Source organism: Streptomyces sp. BA2, from assembly GCF_009769735.1.
Taxonomy (GTDB): Bacteria; Actinomycetota; Actinomycetes; order Streptomycetales; family Streptomycetaceae; genus Streptomyces.
Genome location: NZ_WSRO01000002.1, coordinates 5,251,485 through 5,267,584, shown reverse-complemented (window position 1 = coordinate 5,267,584; position 16,100 = coordinate 5,251,485). Strand labels below are relative to the sequence as shown.

Sequence of the window (16,100 nt, the reverse complement as noted above, 5' to 3'; positions counted from 1 at the left end):
GACTGAACGGCGCGGCACGGTTCGACGCCGCGGCGGCGCATCTCGGGGGACACATATGAGCGGGGGGACGGTGGCCGCGCTGCGCGCCCGCCTGCGCACGAGGCTGGGCTCCGGCCTGCGCACCGGCGTGCGCTGGAAGATCAGCGCGGCGATCGCGCTGGTCGGCGCTCTTGTCGCGGTGGCGCTGAGCCTGGTCGTGCACAACGCGGCGCGCGTCTCGATGCTCGACAACGCGCGCGACGTGCAGGACGAGCGGATCCTGTACGCCCAGCGGATCTACGAGACGTCCGGGCGCACGGGCCAGTTCGGCATGAAGATCGACGACCCGGAGATGCCCAAGGACCTCCTTGCGAAGGTGCTCACCGGGCGCCGCGCGACCTACGTGGAGGACCACGCGGGCGGTGTGCCGGACATCTGGGCGGCGGTCCCGCTGAGCGACGGCCACATCCTGTCGCTGCACACCCGCTTCACCGACCGCAGCGCCACCGTCATGAAGGACCTCGACCAGGCCCTGGTCATCGGCTCCATCTCCGTCGTCTTCGGCGGCTGCGCGCTCGGCGTGCTCATCGGCGGCCAGCTCTCGCGGCGCCTGCGCAAGGCGGCGACGGCGGCGCAGGAGGTGGCGCAGGGGCAGACGGACGTGAGCGTACGAGATGCCATCGGCGGCGTCGTACGCGATGAGACCGATGACCTCGCGCGGTCGGTGGACGCGATGGCGGACGCGCTCAAGCAGCGCCTCGAAGCGGAGCGGCGGGTGACGGCTGACATCGCGCACGAGCTGCGTACGCCGGTGACCGGCCTGCTCACGGCGGCCGAGCTGCTGCCGCCTGGACGCCCGACCGAGCTGGTCAGGGACCGGGCGCAGGCGATGCGCACGCTCGTCGAGGACGTGCTCGAAGTGGCCCGTCTGGACAGCGCGGCCGAGCGGGCCGAGCTGCAGGACCTGATGCTGGGCGAGTTCGTGACGCGGCGGATCGCGGTGCTGAACTCGGACGTGAGCGTGACGGTGGTGCACGAGTCGGAGGTCACCACCGACCCGCGCCGCCTTGAGCGCATCCTGGGCAACCTCCTCGCCAACGCGGCCAAGCACGGTAAGCCGCCGGTCGAGGTCAGCGTCGAGGGCCGCGTGGTGCGGGTCCGGGACCATGGCCCCGGGTTCCCCGCGGGTCTCCTGGAGGAGGGGCCGAGCCGTTTCCGCACCGGCAGCACGGACCGCGCGGGCGTCGGGCACGGCCTGGGTCTGACGATCGCGGCGGGCCAGGCGAGGGTGCTCGGCGCGAGGCTCACCTTCCGCAACGTGACCCCCGCGGGCGCGGGCCCGGACGACCCGGCGGAGGGCGCGGTGGCAGTCCTCTGGCTCCCGGAACACGCCCCGACGAACACGGGCAGCTTCCCGATCTTGCAGCTGCCGGACAAGTACAAGTAACGCGGCCCGCTTACGTTGTGGGCAGGCGTTCCGCAGGGCGGAACGCACGGCAACGGGCCCCGGCACCAGAAGGTGCCGGGGCCCGTTTCAGCTCAGCCGAGGGGTAGGACCGCAGGTCAGACGACCTCTGCAACCGTCGCCCGCGGCCCCGCCGCAGCAGCGTCCCCAGCCGCATCCTCGACCGGCTTGTCCGACCCCGCAGGGCCGGAACCCTCGGGCTCGGAGTCCTTCGGCCCAGCCCCCCGCAGGGGAACTTCCCTCACGAACAGCGCAGCGACGAGCGCCGCCACCCCGATAACCGCCCCCAGCAGGAACGCCGAGTGCGTACCGGCAGAAACAGCATGCTGATACGCATCCCGCACCGCCTCCGGCAGCTTCGCCAGGCTGTCCGCATCCAGCTGCGCCGACTGCTCAGTGACCTTGCCGCCCAGCGCCCCGCCGCGCTCGGACATCGTGTCCTCGACCCGGCTGTTGAACAGCGCGCCCATGATCGCGACGCCGAACGACGAACCGAGCGTACGGAAGAGCGTGGCCGAGGACGACGCGACGCCCATGTCCTTCATCTCGACGCTGTTCTGCGCGACCAGCATGGTGATCTGCATCAGGCAGCCCATGCCCGCACCGAGCACCGCCATGTAGAGGCCCGACGTGAACCGCGTGGTGTCGGTGTCCATCTGCGACAGCAGGAAGAGCCCGATGACCATCAGTACGGTGCCGGCGATCGGGAAGATCTTGTACTTGCCGGTGGAGGTGGTGAACCGGCCCGAGAAGAACGAGACGACCATCATCGCGAGCAGCATCGGCAGGAGCAGCAGACCGGAGTTGGTGGCCGAAGCGCCCTGCACCGACTGCTGGTAGAGCGGCAGGAACAGCATCGCGCCGAACATCACGAACCCGGTGATGAAGCCGACCACCGACATCAGCGTGAAGTTGAGGCTGCGGAAGATGTGCAGCGGCAGTATCGGCTCGGCGGCCTTCTTCTGCACGATGACGAAGCTGATGAGCGAGACGACGCCGATCGCGATGAGCTCCATGATCACGGTCGAGGTCCAGGCGTACTCCGTGCCGCCCCACGTGGTGACGAGCACGAGCGAGCTGATGCCCACGGTCAGCAGCGCCGCGCCGAGGTAGTCGATGCGCCCCTTCGCCTTCTTCTTCGGCAGGTGCAGCACCGCGGTCACCATGGCGAGCGCGACGGCACCGAGCGGCAGGTTGATGTAGAAGGCCCAGCGCCAGCCGAGGTGGTCGGTGATGGTGCCGCCGACGAGCGGTCCGCCGATCATGGCGACCGCCATGACGCCGGTCATCATGCCCATGTACTTGCCGCGCTCGCGCGGCGAGACGAGCTCACCGATGATCGCCATGACGCCGACCATCAGACCGCCCGCGCCGAGCCCCTGGACGGCACGGAAACCGATCAGCTGGCCCATGTCCTGCGCCATGCCGCTGAGCACGGAACCGAGCAGGAAGATCACTATGGAGATGAGGAAGACGCCCTTGCGCCCGTACATGTCGCCGAGCTTGCCCCAGATGGGAGTCGAGGCCGCGGTCGCGAGCATGTACGCGGTGACGACCCACGACAGGTGTTCCATGCCGCCGAGGTCACCGACGATCGTCGGCATCGCGGGGCTCACGATCATGTTGTCGAGCATCGCGAGGAGGATGGTGACCATCAGCGCCATCATCACGACGCGAACACTGCGCGGCTGAGGCGCGTCCTTCACCGCCGGTTCGCCCGGCTTTGCCTGATCCCCCGGCTTTTCCTTGATCTCGGCCATGTTCCCCACTCCCCTGTAACCCCGACTGCGTACGTCTACTTACTTGCTGCTACTTACTTGCCGACCGGCAAGCTGACTACACTGAGGGAAACTAGACCCCTAACTAGCCGGGCGTCAAGTAAGTAAAATCGGATCCAAGGATTCGAGTCGAGGGAGCCGAGGAGCACCGAGATGGCCACGGGCACGAGCACGGGCAAGCAGCAGCGCCGGGGGGACACCCGCCAGCGCATCCAGGACGTGGCCCTCGAACTCTTCGCCGAGCAGGGCTACGAGAAGACGTCACTGCGCGAGATCGCGGAACGTCTGGACGTCACGAAGGCGGCGCTCTACTACCACTTCAAGACCAAGGAAGACATCCTCACCAGCATCTTCGAGGACCTGACCAGGCCCATCGACGAGCTGGTGGAGTGGGGCAAGGAGCAGCCGCACACGCTGGACGTCAAGCGGACGATCCTGACCCGCTACAGCGAGATCCTCACGCACGCGTCCTCGCTCTTCCGCTTCATGCAGGAGAACCAGGCGACGATGCGGGACCTGAAGACGGGTGAGACCTTCAAGGACCGCGTGTTCAGCCTGCTCGACATCCTCCGGGAGCCGGGCTCGCCGATGACGACCCAGGTGCGCTGCTTCAGTGCCCTGTTCACGATGCACGGCGGGATGTTCGTGCTCAAGGACGCCGAAGGCGACCCCGAGGAGAAGCGCAAGGCCATCCTCGAGGTCGCCATCGATCTGGTGACACAGGCGCACGAGGGCGCCTAAGTAACCGCTGATCAGACGGTTACTGGGTGACTGGGCGACTGATCAGACGGTGACACCGTTGGAGCGCAGGAACGCGACCGGGTCGACCGCCGAGCCGTAGTTCGGCGTCGTACGGATCTCGAAGTGCAGGTGCGGGCCGCTGGAGTTACCGGTGTTGCCGGACGCGGCGATGTGCTGGCCGGTGCCGACGGTCTGGCCGACGCGGACGTCGATCTTCGACAGGTGCGCGTACTGCGAGAACGTGCCGTTGTCGTGCTTGATCACGATGGCGTTGCCGTACGCGGGACCGTCACCGGCGCCGTTGCCGCCGGCCTTGACGACGGTGCCGTTGTGCACGGCCTCGACGGAGGTGCCGATCGACACGGCGAAGTCCTGGCCGGAGTGCTTGCTGGACCACATGTTGCCGCCGAGCCCGAAGGACGCGGAGAGCGTGTACTTGTCGACCGGGTCCTGCCAGGCGGCGGCCTTCTTGGCGGCGGCCTGCTTCGCCTGCTTGGCCTGCTCGGCCTTCTTGGCGGCGGCCTGCTTGGCCTGCTCGGCCTTCTTCGCGGCGGCCTTGGCCTGCGCGTCGGCCTGCGCCGAGATCGAATTGGCGGAGACGCCGGGCAGCGCGCCGCTCTTGGCGTCCGCGGCGGCCGCGATCCCGGAACCGAGAACGACGGAGGCCCCGAGCCCGAGGCCCGCGACGGTGACGACGGCCGTCCGCGTACGGAGCAGGGACAGGCCGGACTGGTGGGACGTGGCGCGCTTCGACATGGCGGATTACCTCCGGGATGGGGAGCGTGTACGTGACACCGCCGCATGTCGCTGCGAGGCACGTGAGACACAAAGGGACCCGGCCACACGCTTCGCTGCGTTCCGCCGGGGCCTCACCTTGGTAACCCGCACCCCGCCCCCTGCTCAAACACCCCATCTACTACCTAAAGCCGTAGCCAGACGCCCGTCTTTCGCCCCCTTGACACTGACAAATCCCGACAATTACCCCTTCAACCAGCTGCCGGAATCAGCGGCCGCAGCCAGGTTTAACCACACTTCGACAGGGCATCTCGGGCCAGCGCTGGCCCGTCCTGGGGGTGAACGCCCCCGACGAGCCCAAGGTCCCGCAGGTTGCGTGCCGAAGGTCCCGAACACCCCTCGAGCCGGGGCCACTATTCCACCTAGTACGTGACATAACGCCTGTGCGTCATGTCACCGCCCACCGAGATCCACAACCCCCGGAATGTGACCGGCGCTACGCTGCGGCGCATGGATCCCGCGGTCATAGGCGCCCGGCTCGCCTCGGGCGTCGTAGCCCCTCTGATCAAGAAACTGTTCGTACGGGAGGGGGCGGGGGCGGGCCTGACGGACAAGCCGGTACGGCTGTCCGGCCTGGTGTCCTTCAGGGGCGAGAAGCGGACCCTGGCAGAACGGGACGTGCGGCGCCTCGCGAGCGACCTGGTGGCAGGCTCCCTCTCCTCGCCCGGCGAACGCCCCTTCCCGCCGGACGAGGCGGACGCGGTGACGGACGCCTTGGCCCGCGCGCTCCTGACCCTCGGCGACCTCGACATGGACGACGTCCAGGCGGTCCGCCTGGGCCACCGGAAGCTGGCCCGCTCGCTCATCCACAACGCATCGGCCTCCGGCCTCTCCGCGGACGCCGCGTTCTTCCTCGACTCGATCACCGAGTGGGCCTGCCTGCACATCCTGCAGTTCTTCACGCAGCGCTCCACCTTCGTCGCCGCGACACTCGTGGCACAGAGCCGAAGCCAGGACGAACTCATCACGAAGGTCGACGAGCTACTCACCCGCAATCCGACTCCCGGAGCGCAGGATGTGGCCTTTGAGCGGCGGTATCTCGCGTACGTGGCGAAGAAGCACGGGAAGCTGACGATCTTCGGGGTCGATCTGGCGAACTCACCAGGGCGGTGGCCGCTGGATGCGGCGTACATGTCCTTGGAGGCGACGGAGCGGGGAGGAAAGTTCCAGCTCTCGCCGCAGGAAGAGGCAGACGCCCTGGCAGAAACCGGCTCTGCGTACGCGCAGTGGGCGGACCAGGTCGCGGAGTCGACCTCAACGCCATGCCCCGCCGATCAGGCACTGGCCGACCACGATCGCGTACTCCTCCGGGGGGAGGCGGGCTCGGGCAAGACGACCCTGATCCAGTGGCTGGCGGTGAGTGCCGCGGGCCTCACCGTGGACGACGCCCGCATGACCTACCTCCACGACCGCATCCCCTACGTACTCCCCCTCCGCAGCCTCACCCGCCACGGCGAGCGCCTCCCGGCGCCGGCGGACTTCCTCTCGGCGGTCGGCTCCCCACTGGCGGGTACGCAGCCCAAGGGCTGGGAGTCCCGCGTGCTGACCGCGGGTCGTGCGCTGATCCTGGTGGACGGGATCGACGAGATCCCGGAGTCGGAGCGCAGGCGCACGCGGGGTTGGCTGAGCGATCTGATCGACGCGTACCCCGGCAATCGGTGGCTGGTGACATCGCGCCCTTCGGCGGTACGGGAGGACTGGCTCGGGGAGCAGAACTTCACTGAGCTGACGCTGTCGCCGATGAGCCGGTCGGAGGTGACCGCGTTCATCCACCGCTGGCACGAGGCAGCGCGCACGGGTGCACCGGAGGAGGACGATGCTCTCGCCGCGTACGAGACCCAGCTCCTGGACGCAGTAGGAGCGAGGCCGGACTTGGGCCGCCTGGCGACCAACCCGCTCATGTGCGGCCTGATTTGTGCCCTGCACAGGGATCGGCGGGGTTTCCTCCCTCTGGGCCGCAAGGATCTGTACTCGGCGTCCCTTTCGATGCTGCTGATCCGCCGGGACCGTGAGCGCGACATGCACGTACCGGAACTGCGGGAGGAGCCTCAGCTCCAGCTGCTGCAGCGGCTCGCCTACTGGCTCATCCGCAACGGCCGTACAGTGATGGACCGTTCACGAGCCGAGTCGATCATCGCGGACGCGTTGCCTGCCGTCCCGGAGCTGGCCGCACTGGGCGACGCGAAGGAGGTGTACGCCCACTTCCTCCACCGCAGCGGACTCCTTCGCGAGCCGGGCCCGGGCACGGTCGACTTCATCCACCGCACGTTCCAGGACTTCCTCGGGGCGCGAGCAGCGGTGGACGAAGGAGACTTCGGGCTCCTGGCACAGCACGCGGCAGGCGACCAGTGGGAGGACGTCATCCGGATGGCGGTGGCGCAGGCACGGCCACGTGAACGGGCGGAGATCTTACGGGAGTTGCTCAAGCACGGGGACGCGCGCGGGGACGACGTACCGGGGCGGAATCGTATCCATCTGCTGGCGGCAGCCTGTCTGGAGCACGCGGCGGAGCTGGCCCCCGAGGTGCGGCAGGAAGTGGAGCGGCGGATGTATGAGCTGGTACCGCCGCCCAACACGGACAGGGCTCTCGAACTGGCGGCGGTCGGGCCCATGATTCTGGACCTTCTACCGGGCCCGGACGTTCTGAGTGACACCGTCGCCGATTTCGTGGCGGTCACCGCGACGAATGTCCCGTCGGACGCCGCGATCCCGTTTCTCGCGCGACTTGCCCAGCATCCGTCGCCGGGCGTGCGAAGACAGCTCATGTGGGGCTGGAACCGCTACGCCTGCCGTCCGTACGCGGAGCGCGTCATCTCCCAACTCGATGACGGGGAGACGCACTTCACCCTGCGCAGCACCGCTCAGATCGTGGAACTCGAACGTCTGGGCATCCGCCCAAAGCTGCTGGACATCCGGGAGACGGTTGCGCCTACGGCAGCCGACCGCCTGCTCGCGGCATGCGACCCCGAAGTCCTCGTTCTCAGGATGCCCCCTACCCGGCTCTCCCCCGAGGCACTCAGCGGGCTGCACAACCTGAACCGGCTTCGCCTCATCGACATCAGCGAACCCTGGAGCCTCAGCCTGTTCCCTGCCGACGCCCCGATACGGACGCTGGAGATGTACAACTCGGGCTACACCCTGCGTGATCTGGATTCGGTGGACAGATGGCCGGAGCTGGAGCAAGTCGCGCTCAGCTATGCGGACGGCCCGCACGATCCTGAGGAATGGGAGGCACTCGGACGTCTGCCTCGCCTGACTCAGCTGGACCTCTCGTCCGGCAGCCTCGCCTCAGCGCCCCCCGGCGTGACGCTGCCCACGGTGACCCGCCTGTCGCTGCGTCATTCAACCGGCCGGACGAACGCGGCACGCCAGATCGCCAGGCTGTTTCCAGGCGTCGAGCACCTGTCCTTGTATGCGGCTGGGAGACGGCTGGAGATTGATGCCTCCCCCTTGGCCCTGCTCCCCGCACTGAGGCAGCTGTGGGTACCCGACAACTGGGTATCCGGTCTCAAGCATCTCCCCCCGCGCATCGAGGTACGTCACTACACGTACCTCCCTCGGCAGTTGAGCTGAAACCACTCTCCCTCGCCACCCCGGCACTGCCCAACGTGACCCTGCAAGTCCTGCCCATCGAGGCGGGAGCGGGGGCCTGGTTCAGCGCACCGTTTCCGCACTGCGCCCCGCTGCACCTGACTACGACGCGCCGCCCTGGCCCGCGCTGCCGAGCGGGAGGACCTTGACCGGGGAGCCGGAGCCGTCGGTGACGGGCAGGGTCGCGGCGCCGGGCCAGTCCATCGTGTACGACTTCGTCTCCCCGGGCGGGGTCACCACGAGGCCCGTGACGCCGACACCGGAGCCGCCCGAGTCGTTCATCGGGTAGCTGATGCTGAAGAACACCGACTTCCCGTCCTTGAGGACCATCCGCGCGGCCGCCTGACCACTGCGCTCCGCGGACAGCGACCCCTCACTGGTCTTCAGGTCCACACCGGCGAACCCGGACATCACGCAGTCCTTGCCGCCGACGTTCGTCATCTGCACCGCGACAGAGCCCTCGTCGTCGCCGTCGATGGTGCTGTCCGACGCCGAGATGTCCAGGGCGTCGGTACGGCACTTGGCGACCTGACCGCTCTCGCTCGAACCGGTCCCGCTGCCGGCCGCGGTCCCGGCGTCCGCGCCCTGCCCGCCGGAACTCTGCCCGGCCGAGTCCTTCCCGCCGCCCTGCTCGGAGCCGCCCGAGCCCGAACCGCTCTGCTCCGAACCGCCGCCCGACGAGGACGAACTGGACGCGGCCGACGGGTCGCCCTGTCCCGTCACGTCATCGCCGTTGCAGGCCGTCAGCGAGAGGCTCGCGGCGACGGTCAGAGCGGCGGCGGCGAAGCGCAGGTTGCGGCGACGAGTGGCGGTGGCGGTGGCGGTGGCGGTGTTGGAACGCATGGCGGGTCCCCATTGGGTTGTCGGTGTCGTTCCGTCCTCGGAACAACACCGACTCTGATCGAGGCCACTAACGCCAAGCTCCCACCCGACTAACATCCGCCTAACGCATGCGTGGGCAGCCGCGGGGGCCTGTCCGGCGGACTGCCGGACAGGCCCCTGACCAGGCGACAATTGGCCCTGATGGACGGCTCAGCGCTTGAGCGTGAAGGTGAAGTCGCCGGAGAGCTTGCCGCTCAGCCGGACCGCCGAGACGAGCTTCCCCTCCACGACCAGCCTCTCGACCTCGGCCCGCGAAAGACCACAGCCCTCGGCGATCAGCCGCGTCGGCCGGACGGGAATCCGCGCCGCGAAGCGGACCGAGACGTCGATCACCTCACGGCCCAGGTGATCCGACCCGCCGGTGTCGAGACGCCAGGCGCCGCCCCAATCAAGGGCGATGTGATTACGACGCCGCAGAACGGGGTCCTGAAGCAACTCACCCGCCAGGACAGGGTCGTTGCCGTGCATCCGGTCCAGCAGCCCGGCAGGTACGGAGCGCACGTTCGCCCGCTCCAGAACTGTGAGCTTCGCGGTTTCCCCGCAAGCGGTACAGAGCACGAGGAGCCAGGCGTCGAGGAGCTTGTGGTTCGCGTTGACGCGAAACTTGCCGTTCGCCCGGAAGCGCCGGGACGCGCAGGCGTGGCAACGGCGGAGAACGGTAGGCAGGCAGGTGGGCATGACCACCCAGCGATTGAGCACAGAAGTACACCGGTTTCAGTGAGAAGTCCGCAGCAAAAAGCAGCGCGGCGCGCAGGGCGCGACGCGCGACGAATCAGCGCTCGGGAAAACTCACAGGGTGTACAACGGCACGTCCTTGCCTAGACGACTCGGTTCGGCAGCACGGTAGTGGCACCCAGCGATTCCACTCCACCGCTTTTCGAACACTTCCCCGCCAGAAGCAGGCGGGCTGGGGCATCAAGGCCGTGACCCGGCAGACCATCAGGCCGCGCCGGAATACCCCGTACCCGCCAACGAGTTGGGCCCCACATGACGACAGAATCAAACTTCGACCCCCACGCCCTCCTCACCCAAAGCACCCTCGGCGTGCTGGCCACGATCAAGTCCGACGGCCGCCCCCAGCTCTCGCCCGTCATGCCGTCGTACGACCGCTCCGCGGGCGTCATCCGCGTATCGACGACCGCGAAGACAGCGAAGATCGCGAACCTGCGTCGTGACCCCCGCGCCGCGCTGGAGGTGACAAGCCCCGATGGCCGTTCCTGGGCCACCGCCGAGGGCACGGTCACGATCACCGGACCCGGGACCGACCCGCAGGGCCCCGAGGTCCAGGCCCTGGTGGACTACTACCGTGCCGCCGCAGGCGAGCACCCGAACTGGGACGAGTACCGCGCGGTCATGGTGTCCGACCACCGGGTGCTGATCACGATGACGGTCGACAACGTGTACGGCACGAGGCTCAACTAGTCAGGCGCCGGGCACGACGGGCACGACGGGCATGCTTCGCCGGTGGTGGCCGGTGCCCAACTTCCGCCGCCCGCAGGGACTTTCACCTACTCTCGACACATGGTCGAAGCCAGCACGCTAGGCGCCCGTATCGCGTCCGGTGTCGTCGTGCCGCTCATCAAGAAGCTCTTCGTGGCGGACCAGCCGGGCGCGGCCCTGGTCGAGAAGCCGGTGAAGATCTCCTCGTTCGTCTCGTTCAGCGGGGAGAAACGCAGCGTCACGCCCAAGGACGTCGAGAAGGTCGCCGCCGAGCTCGTCCGCAGGGCTCTCAAAGCCGCCGGCCCCCATGAACAGCCCATCGACCCGGCAGAAGCCCTCGCCGTCAAGAACGCCCTCGCCCGCTCCCTCGCCGCGCTCGGCACCATCACCATCGAGGACTACGAAGCCGTCGCCCTGGGGCCGGAAGGCTTCGCGGGGGCCCTGCGGTCCAACGCGGGCGGTGTCGTCATCTCTTTCGGCCTCAGCGGAAGCGCCGAGCTGTTCTACGACCAGCTCCTCCACACCGCATCGCTCCACATCCTCAACTTCTTCTCCCAGCGCTCCACCTTCATCGCCCGCCAACAGGTCGCCCAGACCCAGCAGTTGGCCCGCATCGCCCAGACCATCGACATCCTTCTCGACCGGCTCCCCTCCCAGACCGCCGAGGACGCCGCCTTCGAAGCCCGTTACGCCACCCACATCGCCGAGCGCCACGGCACCCTCACCATCTACGGCCTCGACGCCGGTACCAGCGAGTGGCCCCTCGACACCGCCTACCTCAGCCTCGAAGCGACCCGCGAGCGCTCCGGGCCCGGCCTCGGCGGCAGCGGGCTGCACGTGCCCGCCGAGCAGGTCCTCGCGCAGCACGACCAGGTCCTGCTGCGCGGCGTCGCCGGGTCCGGCAAGACCACCCTGGTCCAGTGGCTCGCCGTGACGGCGGCGAACCGGACGTACGAGCACGGCCTTACGCATCTCATCGGGCGCGTGCCGTTCGTCCTGCCGATGCGGCGGATCCTGCGGCCGGGGGCCGAGCTGCCCATTCCGGGGAACTTCCTGGAGGCCGTCGCCTGCCCGGTCGCGGGCGAGCAGCCGCCCGGCTGGGTCGAACGCGTCCTGCGCGCCCGGCGCGGCGTACTCCTCGTCGACGGGATAGATGAAATCGCCGGTGATCGGCGGGAAAGCGCCCGCCGTTGGCTGCGTGAGCTGGCGCGGACCTTTCCCGGCAACCTGTGGCTCGTCACCTCACGCCCCTCCGCCGTCCCCGAGCAGTGGCTGACCGCCGCCGGCTTCAACGAACTCACGCTCTCGCCGATGTCCCGCCACGACGTCGCCACGTTCGTACGCCGCTGGCACAGCGCGGCCGGGGCCGACGAGTCCACCGGGGTGTCCCTGCTCCAGGCCGTACGGACCACGACCGAGCTGAACCGCCTCGCGACCAACCCCCTGATGTGCGGGATGCTCTGCGCCCTGCACCGCGACCGGAACGGCTTCCTGCCCGAGGACAGGAAGTCGCTCTACGAGGCCGCGCTCTCCATGATGCTCGAACGGCGCGACAGGGAGCGGGGGTTGGACGACCCGGGCGGGGTTCGGATTCCGTACGCCACGCAGATCCAGCTCCTTCAGCGGCTCGCGTGGTGGCTGATCCGCAACAGCCGTTCGGAGATGGACCGTTCGGACGCGCTGCACATCATCACGCAGGCTCTCCCCTCCCTGAATCTGAGCAGCGACGCGGAGGAGATCTACACCTCGCTCCTGCTGCGGTCCGGTCTGCTGCGTGAACCCGCCGACGGACGCGTCGACTTCCTCCACCGGACGTTCCAGGACTACCTCGGCTCCCGCCTCGCCGTTCAGGAACTGGACTTCGATCTGCTCCTGAACAACGCGGACAAGGACCAGTGGGAGGACGTCGTCCTCCTCGCCATCGCCCACGCCCGCCCGAAAGAGGCCGAGCAGATGCTGCGGCGGCTCGTCGAGCGGGGCACCCCGCGCGGCAAGCTCCTCGCGGCGGCCGGGCTGCCGTACGCGGCGGAGGTGGCCCCCGCGGTCCGTTCGTTCGTGGAGGTCGGGGTGCAGCTGCTCGTGCCGCCGGGATCCAGCGCGGACGCCGAGGAACTGGCGCAGGCCGGCGGCGAACTGGTGCTCTCGCTGCTGCCCTCCTCCGAGGGTCTGGACGACCGCACGGCCCGCCATGTGGTGCGTACGGCATGCGAGTTGGGCAGCGATACCGCACTGCACTTCCTGACCCAGTTCCGCGCGCACCCGAGCATGGACGTCCAGCGGACCCTCGCCGCCTCCTGGCCCCGTTTCGACCGCGAGCTCTACGCCCGCGAGATTCTCGCGCACCTGCCCCGTCAGGCCCGCGTCACCGTGCGCGACACCGGAGACCTGCACGCCCTGCGCTCCATCGGCGGCTGGGCGGACATCCAGGTCGTCGGCGCCTACCGCGTCGAGGACCTGACCGACCTGATCGTGCGCGAGCGGCTCACCCGGCTCAGCCTGGAGGCGTCCCATCCCGTCGAAGGGCTGGCCTGGCTCTCCGCCTTCCCGAACCTCAGAAGGGTCGATGTGACCTCTGAGGTGACCGAGGCGGTCGCGCTGCAGGTCCCGGGTCGGATCGAGCTCATCACCCCACCACCGTGGAGGAGTTGACCTACCCTTGACCTTCCACGACACGCGAAATCCCGCCCGCGACACACGAAATCCCACCCGCAGGGACGCCCTATGTCCATGGAGCCCGTTGTCCGCATCCCCTCGACCCTCGCCGCACCCCTGGTACAACGGCTCATCCGGCTGCCTCCCGCGCAGCCGCCCAGCACGCCCGACCTGATCGCCGCCCTCACCACCTGGCGCGGCGCCGACGCCCCGGCGACACCGGACGACGTGCACCGCGCCGCCGCGGACTTCGTCCACCTGGCCGCCGAGGCGCACTCCGCCCCGACGACCGAACTCGCCTCTGTCGTCGACGTGTTGACCCGCACTCTCCTCGCCATCGGTGAACTGGACCTCACGGACGTGGACGCCGTGCGCCTGGGCCCGCAGGACTACGCACGGCGCCTCCGCGGCGCCGTGCAGGGCGCGGACCGCGCCCTGTCCCCCGGCGCGGCGTGGTTCCACGACGAGCTGCTCGTCGCCGTGTGCCTGCACGTCCTGTACCACTTCGTACGGCGCTCCCCGCACATCCAGCGGCACATGGCCGAGCGCGCCAGCCGCATCCGCCAGCTCATCGACCTGAACGACGCGGAGGCCGCGGCCCGCCAGCCCGAACGCTCCGAGGAGGACCGGGACTTCGAGGCCGCGTACGCCGAAGAGGTCGTACGTCAGCACGGCTGGCTCACCATCGTCGGCGTGGACCTGGCCAACGCGCCGGACCGCTGGGCCCTGGAGGACACCTACCTCAGCCTGGAGGCCGAGGAGAGCAGCGGAAGCGGCGTACCGGGCGAGCCGCGGACCGTGCTGCTCGCCGACCGGGCCCTGGAGGGGCACGAGCGGGTGCTGCTGCGCGGCGTCGCCGGCTCGGGCAAGACGACCCTCGTCCAGTGGCTCGCCGTGGCCGCGGCGCGCGAGGGCGCCCGCGTGCCCTTCGTCCTGCCCGTACGCCGCTTCGCCCGCGAGGGCTTTCCCGCACCGGACGAGTTCCTGCACGCCATCCGCCACCCGCTGGCCGACCAGGCCCCGGAGGGCTGGGTCGTGCGCACCCTCCTCGCGGGCCGCGCCATGCTCCTGGTCGACGGGATCGACGAGGCCCCGGAAGCGACCCGCGGCGACCTGCGCAACCAGCTGCGCCGCCTCCTTCGCATCTTCTCCGGCAACGGCTGCCTGGTGACGTCCCGCCCCTCCGCCGTCGAGGACGGCTGGCTCGCCCAGGAGCGCCTCGCCGAAGAGGGCTTCAAGGAACTCTCCCTCGCGCCGATGTCACGCGACCAGGTCACCCGCTTCATCCACGACTGGCACGCGGCCGCGATGAGCGACGAGCAGTGCAAGGAGCAGGCGGACCGCGACAAGCTGCGGGAGTACGAACAGCGCCTCCTGCACTCCGTGCGCATCTACCGCGAGCTGCGCCAGCTCGCCACCAACCCCCTGATGTGCGGCCTGATATGCGCCCTCAACCGCGACCGCTCCGGCTCGCTCCCCAAAGGCCGCAAGGAGCTGTACGACGCGGCCCTCGAAATGCTCCTCCAGCGCCGCGACCCCGAGCGCGATGTCCTGTACGCCGATGATGTGCGGCTCCAGCAAGGGCCCCGGGAGCTGCTCCTGCGCAAGCTGGCCCACGCGATGGTGGAGGAGGGCGTATCGGAGCTGCCGCGCGAGCGCGTGGTCGCCATCCTGGACGGCGCGCTGCCCGCCATCCCCTCCGCACGCGCCGAGGGCGACGGCGAGAAGATCTTCCGTCATCTGCTGCACCGCACGGGGCTGCTGCGCGAACAGTCGGGCCTCTCGGTGGACTTCATCCACCGCACCTTCCAGGACTATCTGGCCGCCAAGGAGATAGTGGCCCGCGGTCAGTTCCGCACCCTCGTCGAGCACGCGCACCGCGCCGAGTGGGAGGAGGTCATCCGCATGGCCGCCGCCCACGCACGGCCCGAGGAGTGCGCCGACTTCCTCGAACGGCTCCTGGCCGCGGCCCCGAACCTGCGCCGCCCGCACGTGAACCACCGGCGCCTGATGGCCGCGGCCTGCCTGGAGCACGTCACCGAGCTCGACCCGGCGGTGCAGCAGCTCGTACACGACCGCACGAAGAACCTCGTGCGCCCCACGACGGAACTGGCCGCCCGCAGCCTCGGCTGGGTCGGCCCCATCGTCCTTGAGCAGCTGCCGGACCCCGAGCAGGTGCCGAGCGACCAGCAGGCGCTCCTCCTGGCGATCACGGCGACCCGCGTCCAGGACGACGCCGCCATCGACTACCTCGCCCGCCTGCGCCACCGCTCGGCGCTGGCCATCCGGTTGGAACTGGCCCGCCCGTGGCGGCACTTCGACACCGAGCGGTACGCACGCGAGATCATCGCCCACCTCGACCCGGTCGGCCTGTACTTCCCCGTGTCCGACACCGCCGAGCTCGCGGCGCTGCGGCATCTCGGCGGGCGGCCGTGGATCCAGGTCGTGGGCGTCATACGCACCGAGGAACTCCTGGACGGCCTGGAACACGAGCAGCTCACCCACCTGTGGGTCACCGCGGAACTGGCCGACACAGACATGTCATGGCTCACACGCTTCCCAAACCTGAGCGTGCTCAGGGTCAACCCCCGCCTCCCCCGCGTACGGAACGTACCGGAGGGAATCACGATCACGTCGTAGGGCCCCGTAAGGGGCGCGGGGAACTGCGCGACAAGCCACGAAGCACGCGCAGCCAAAAGTCAAAGCAAAAGGGGCTGCCCCGGACCATGAGAAACGGTCCGGGGCAGCCCCTGCGAGCCTCTACGGCGCAAGCCCGG

General features: G+C 69.2%; 10 protein-coding genes. 6 read left to right on the top strand and 4 right to left on the bottom strand.

The annotated features are described in order from the left end of the window. Positions 1-55 precede the first annotated feature (55 nt). Positions 56-1,426 carry a two-component system sensor histidine kinase CseC gene (gene cseC, locus E5671_RS26525; protein ID WP_160506428.1) on the top strand — a complete coding sequence of 457 codons (1,371 nt, stop codon included), beginning with the start codon at positions 56-58 and terminating at the stop codon, positions 1,424-1,426. 116 nt (positions 1,427-1,542) lie between these two features. Here cseC and E5671_RS26520 read toward each other — a convergent pair whose 3' ends face one another. Further along, entirely contained in the window at positions 1,543-3,204 is a 1,662-nt protein-coding gene (locus E5671_RS26520; RefSeq protein ID WP_160506427.1) for an MDR family MFS transporter, read from the bottom strand. Between the two features lie 171 nt (positions 3,205-3,375). On the opposite strand from E5671_RS26520, the gene E5671_RS26515 reads away from it, so the two are divergent. Continuing rightward, complete coding sequence (locus E5671_RS26515) at positions 3,376-3,963, top strand: TetR/AcrR family transcriptional regulator (protein WP_160506426.1); 588 nt, start codon at positions 3,376-3,378, stop codon at positions 3,961-3,963. A 42-nt stretch (positions 3,964-4,005) separates the two neighbouring features. Here E5671_RS26515 and E5671_RS26510 read toward each other — a convergent pair whose 3' ends face one another. Continuing rightward, positions 4,006-4,719, bottom strand: coding sequence for a M23 family metallopeptidase (locus E5671_RS26510; RefSeq protein ID WP_160506425.1), 714 nt, complete (start codon positions 4,717-4,719; stop codon positions 4,006-4,008). A 489-nt stretch (positions 4,720-5,208) separates the two neighbouring features. Here E5671_RS26510 and E5671_RS26505 point away from each other — a divergent pair, with 489 nt between their 5' ends. Then, the gene (locus E5671_RS26505; protein WP_160506424.1) at positions 5,209-8,331 is read left to right on the top strand and encodes an NACHT domain-containing protein; all 3,123 of its coding nucleotides are present in this window, start codon (positions 5,209-5,211) and stop codon (positions 8,329-8,331) included. A 120-nt stretch (positions 8,332-8,451) separates the two neighbouring features. Here E5671_RS26505 and E5671_RS26500 read toward each other — a convergent pair whose 3' ends face one another. Both E5671_RS26500 and E5671_RS26495 read right to left on the bottom strand, forming a co-directional pair. Beyond that, positions 8,452-9,192, bottom strand: coding sequence for a DUF4232 domain-containing protein (locus E5671_RS26500; RefSeq protein ID WP_160506423.1), 741 nt, complete (start codon positions 9,190-9,192; stop codon positions 8,452-8,454). Between the two features lie 189 nt (positions 9,193-9,381). Next, positions 9,382-9,930, bottom strand: coding sequence for a DUF1062 domain-containing protein (locus E5671_RS26495; RefSeq protein ID WP_336605852.1), 549 nt, complete (start codon positions 9,928-9,930; stop codon positions 9,382-9,384). A 288-nt stretch (positions 9,931-10,218) separates the two neighbouring features. Between E5671_RS26495 and E5671_RS26490 the strand changes: the two genes are divergently transcribed. The 3 genes from E5671_RS26490 to E5671_RS26480 all read left to right on the top strand — a co-directional run bounded on the left by E5671_RS26490 (position 10,219) and on the right by E5671_RS26480 (position 15,963). Further along, positions 10,219-10,653, top strand: coding sequence for a PPOX class F420-dependent oxidoreductase (locus E5671_RS26490; RefSeq protein ID WP_160506422.1), 435 nt, complete (start codon positions 10,219-10,221; stop codon positions 10,651-10,653). 99 nt (positions 10,654-10,752) lie between these two features. Continuing rightward, complete coding sequence (locus E5671_RS26485; RefSeq protein ID WP_160506421.1) at positions 10,753-13,320, top strand: NACHT domain-containing protein; 2,568 nt, start codon at positions 10,753-10,755, stop codon at positions 13,318-13,320. 78 nt (positions 13,321-13,398) lie between these two features. Next, positions 13,399-15,963, top strand: a complete 2,565-nt coding sequence (locus E5671_RS26480; protein WP_160506420.1) for an NACHT domain-containing protein — start codon at positions 13,399-13,401, stop codon at positions 15,961-15,963. Positions 15,964-16,100 lie beyond the last annotated feature (137 nt).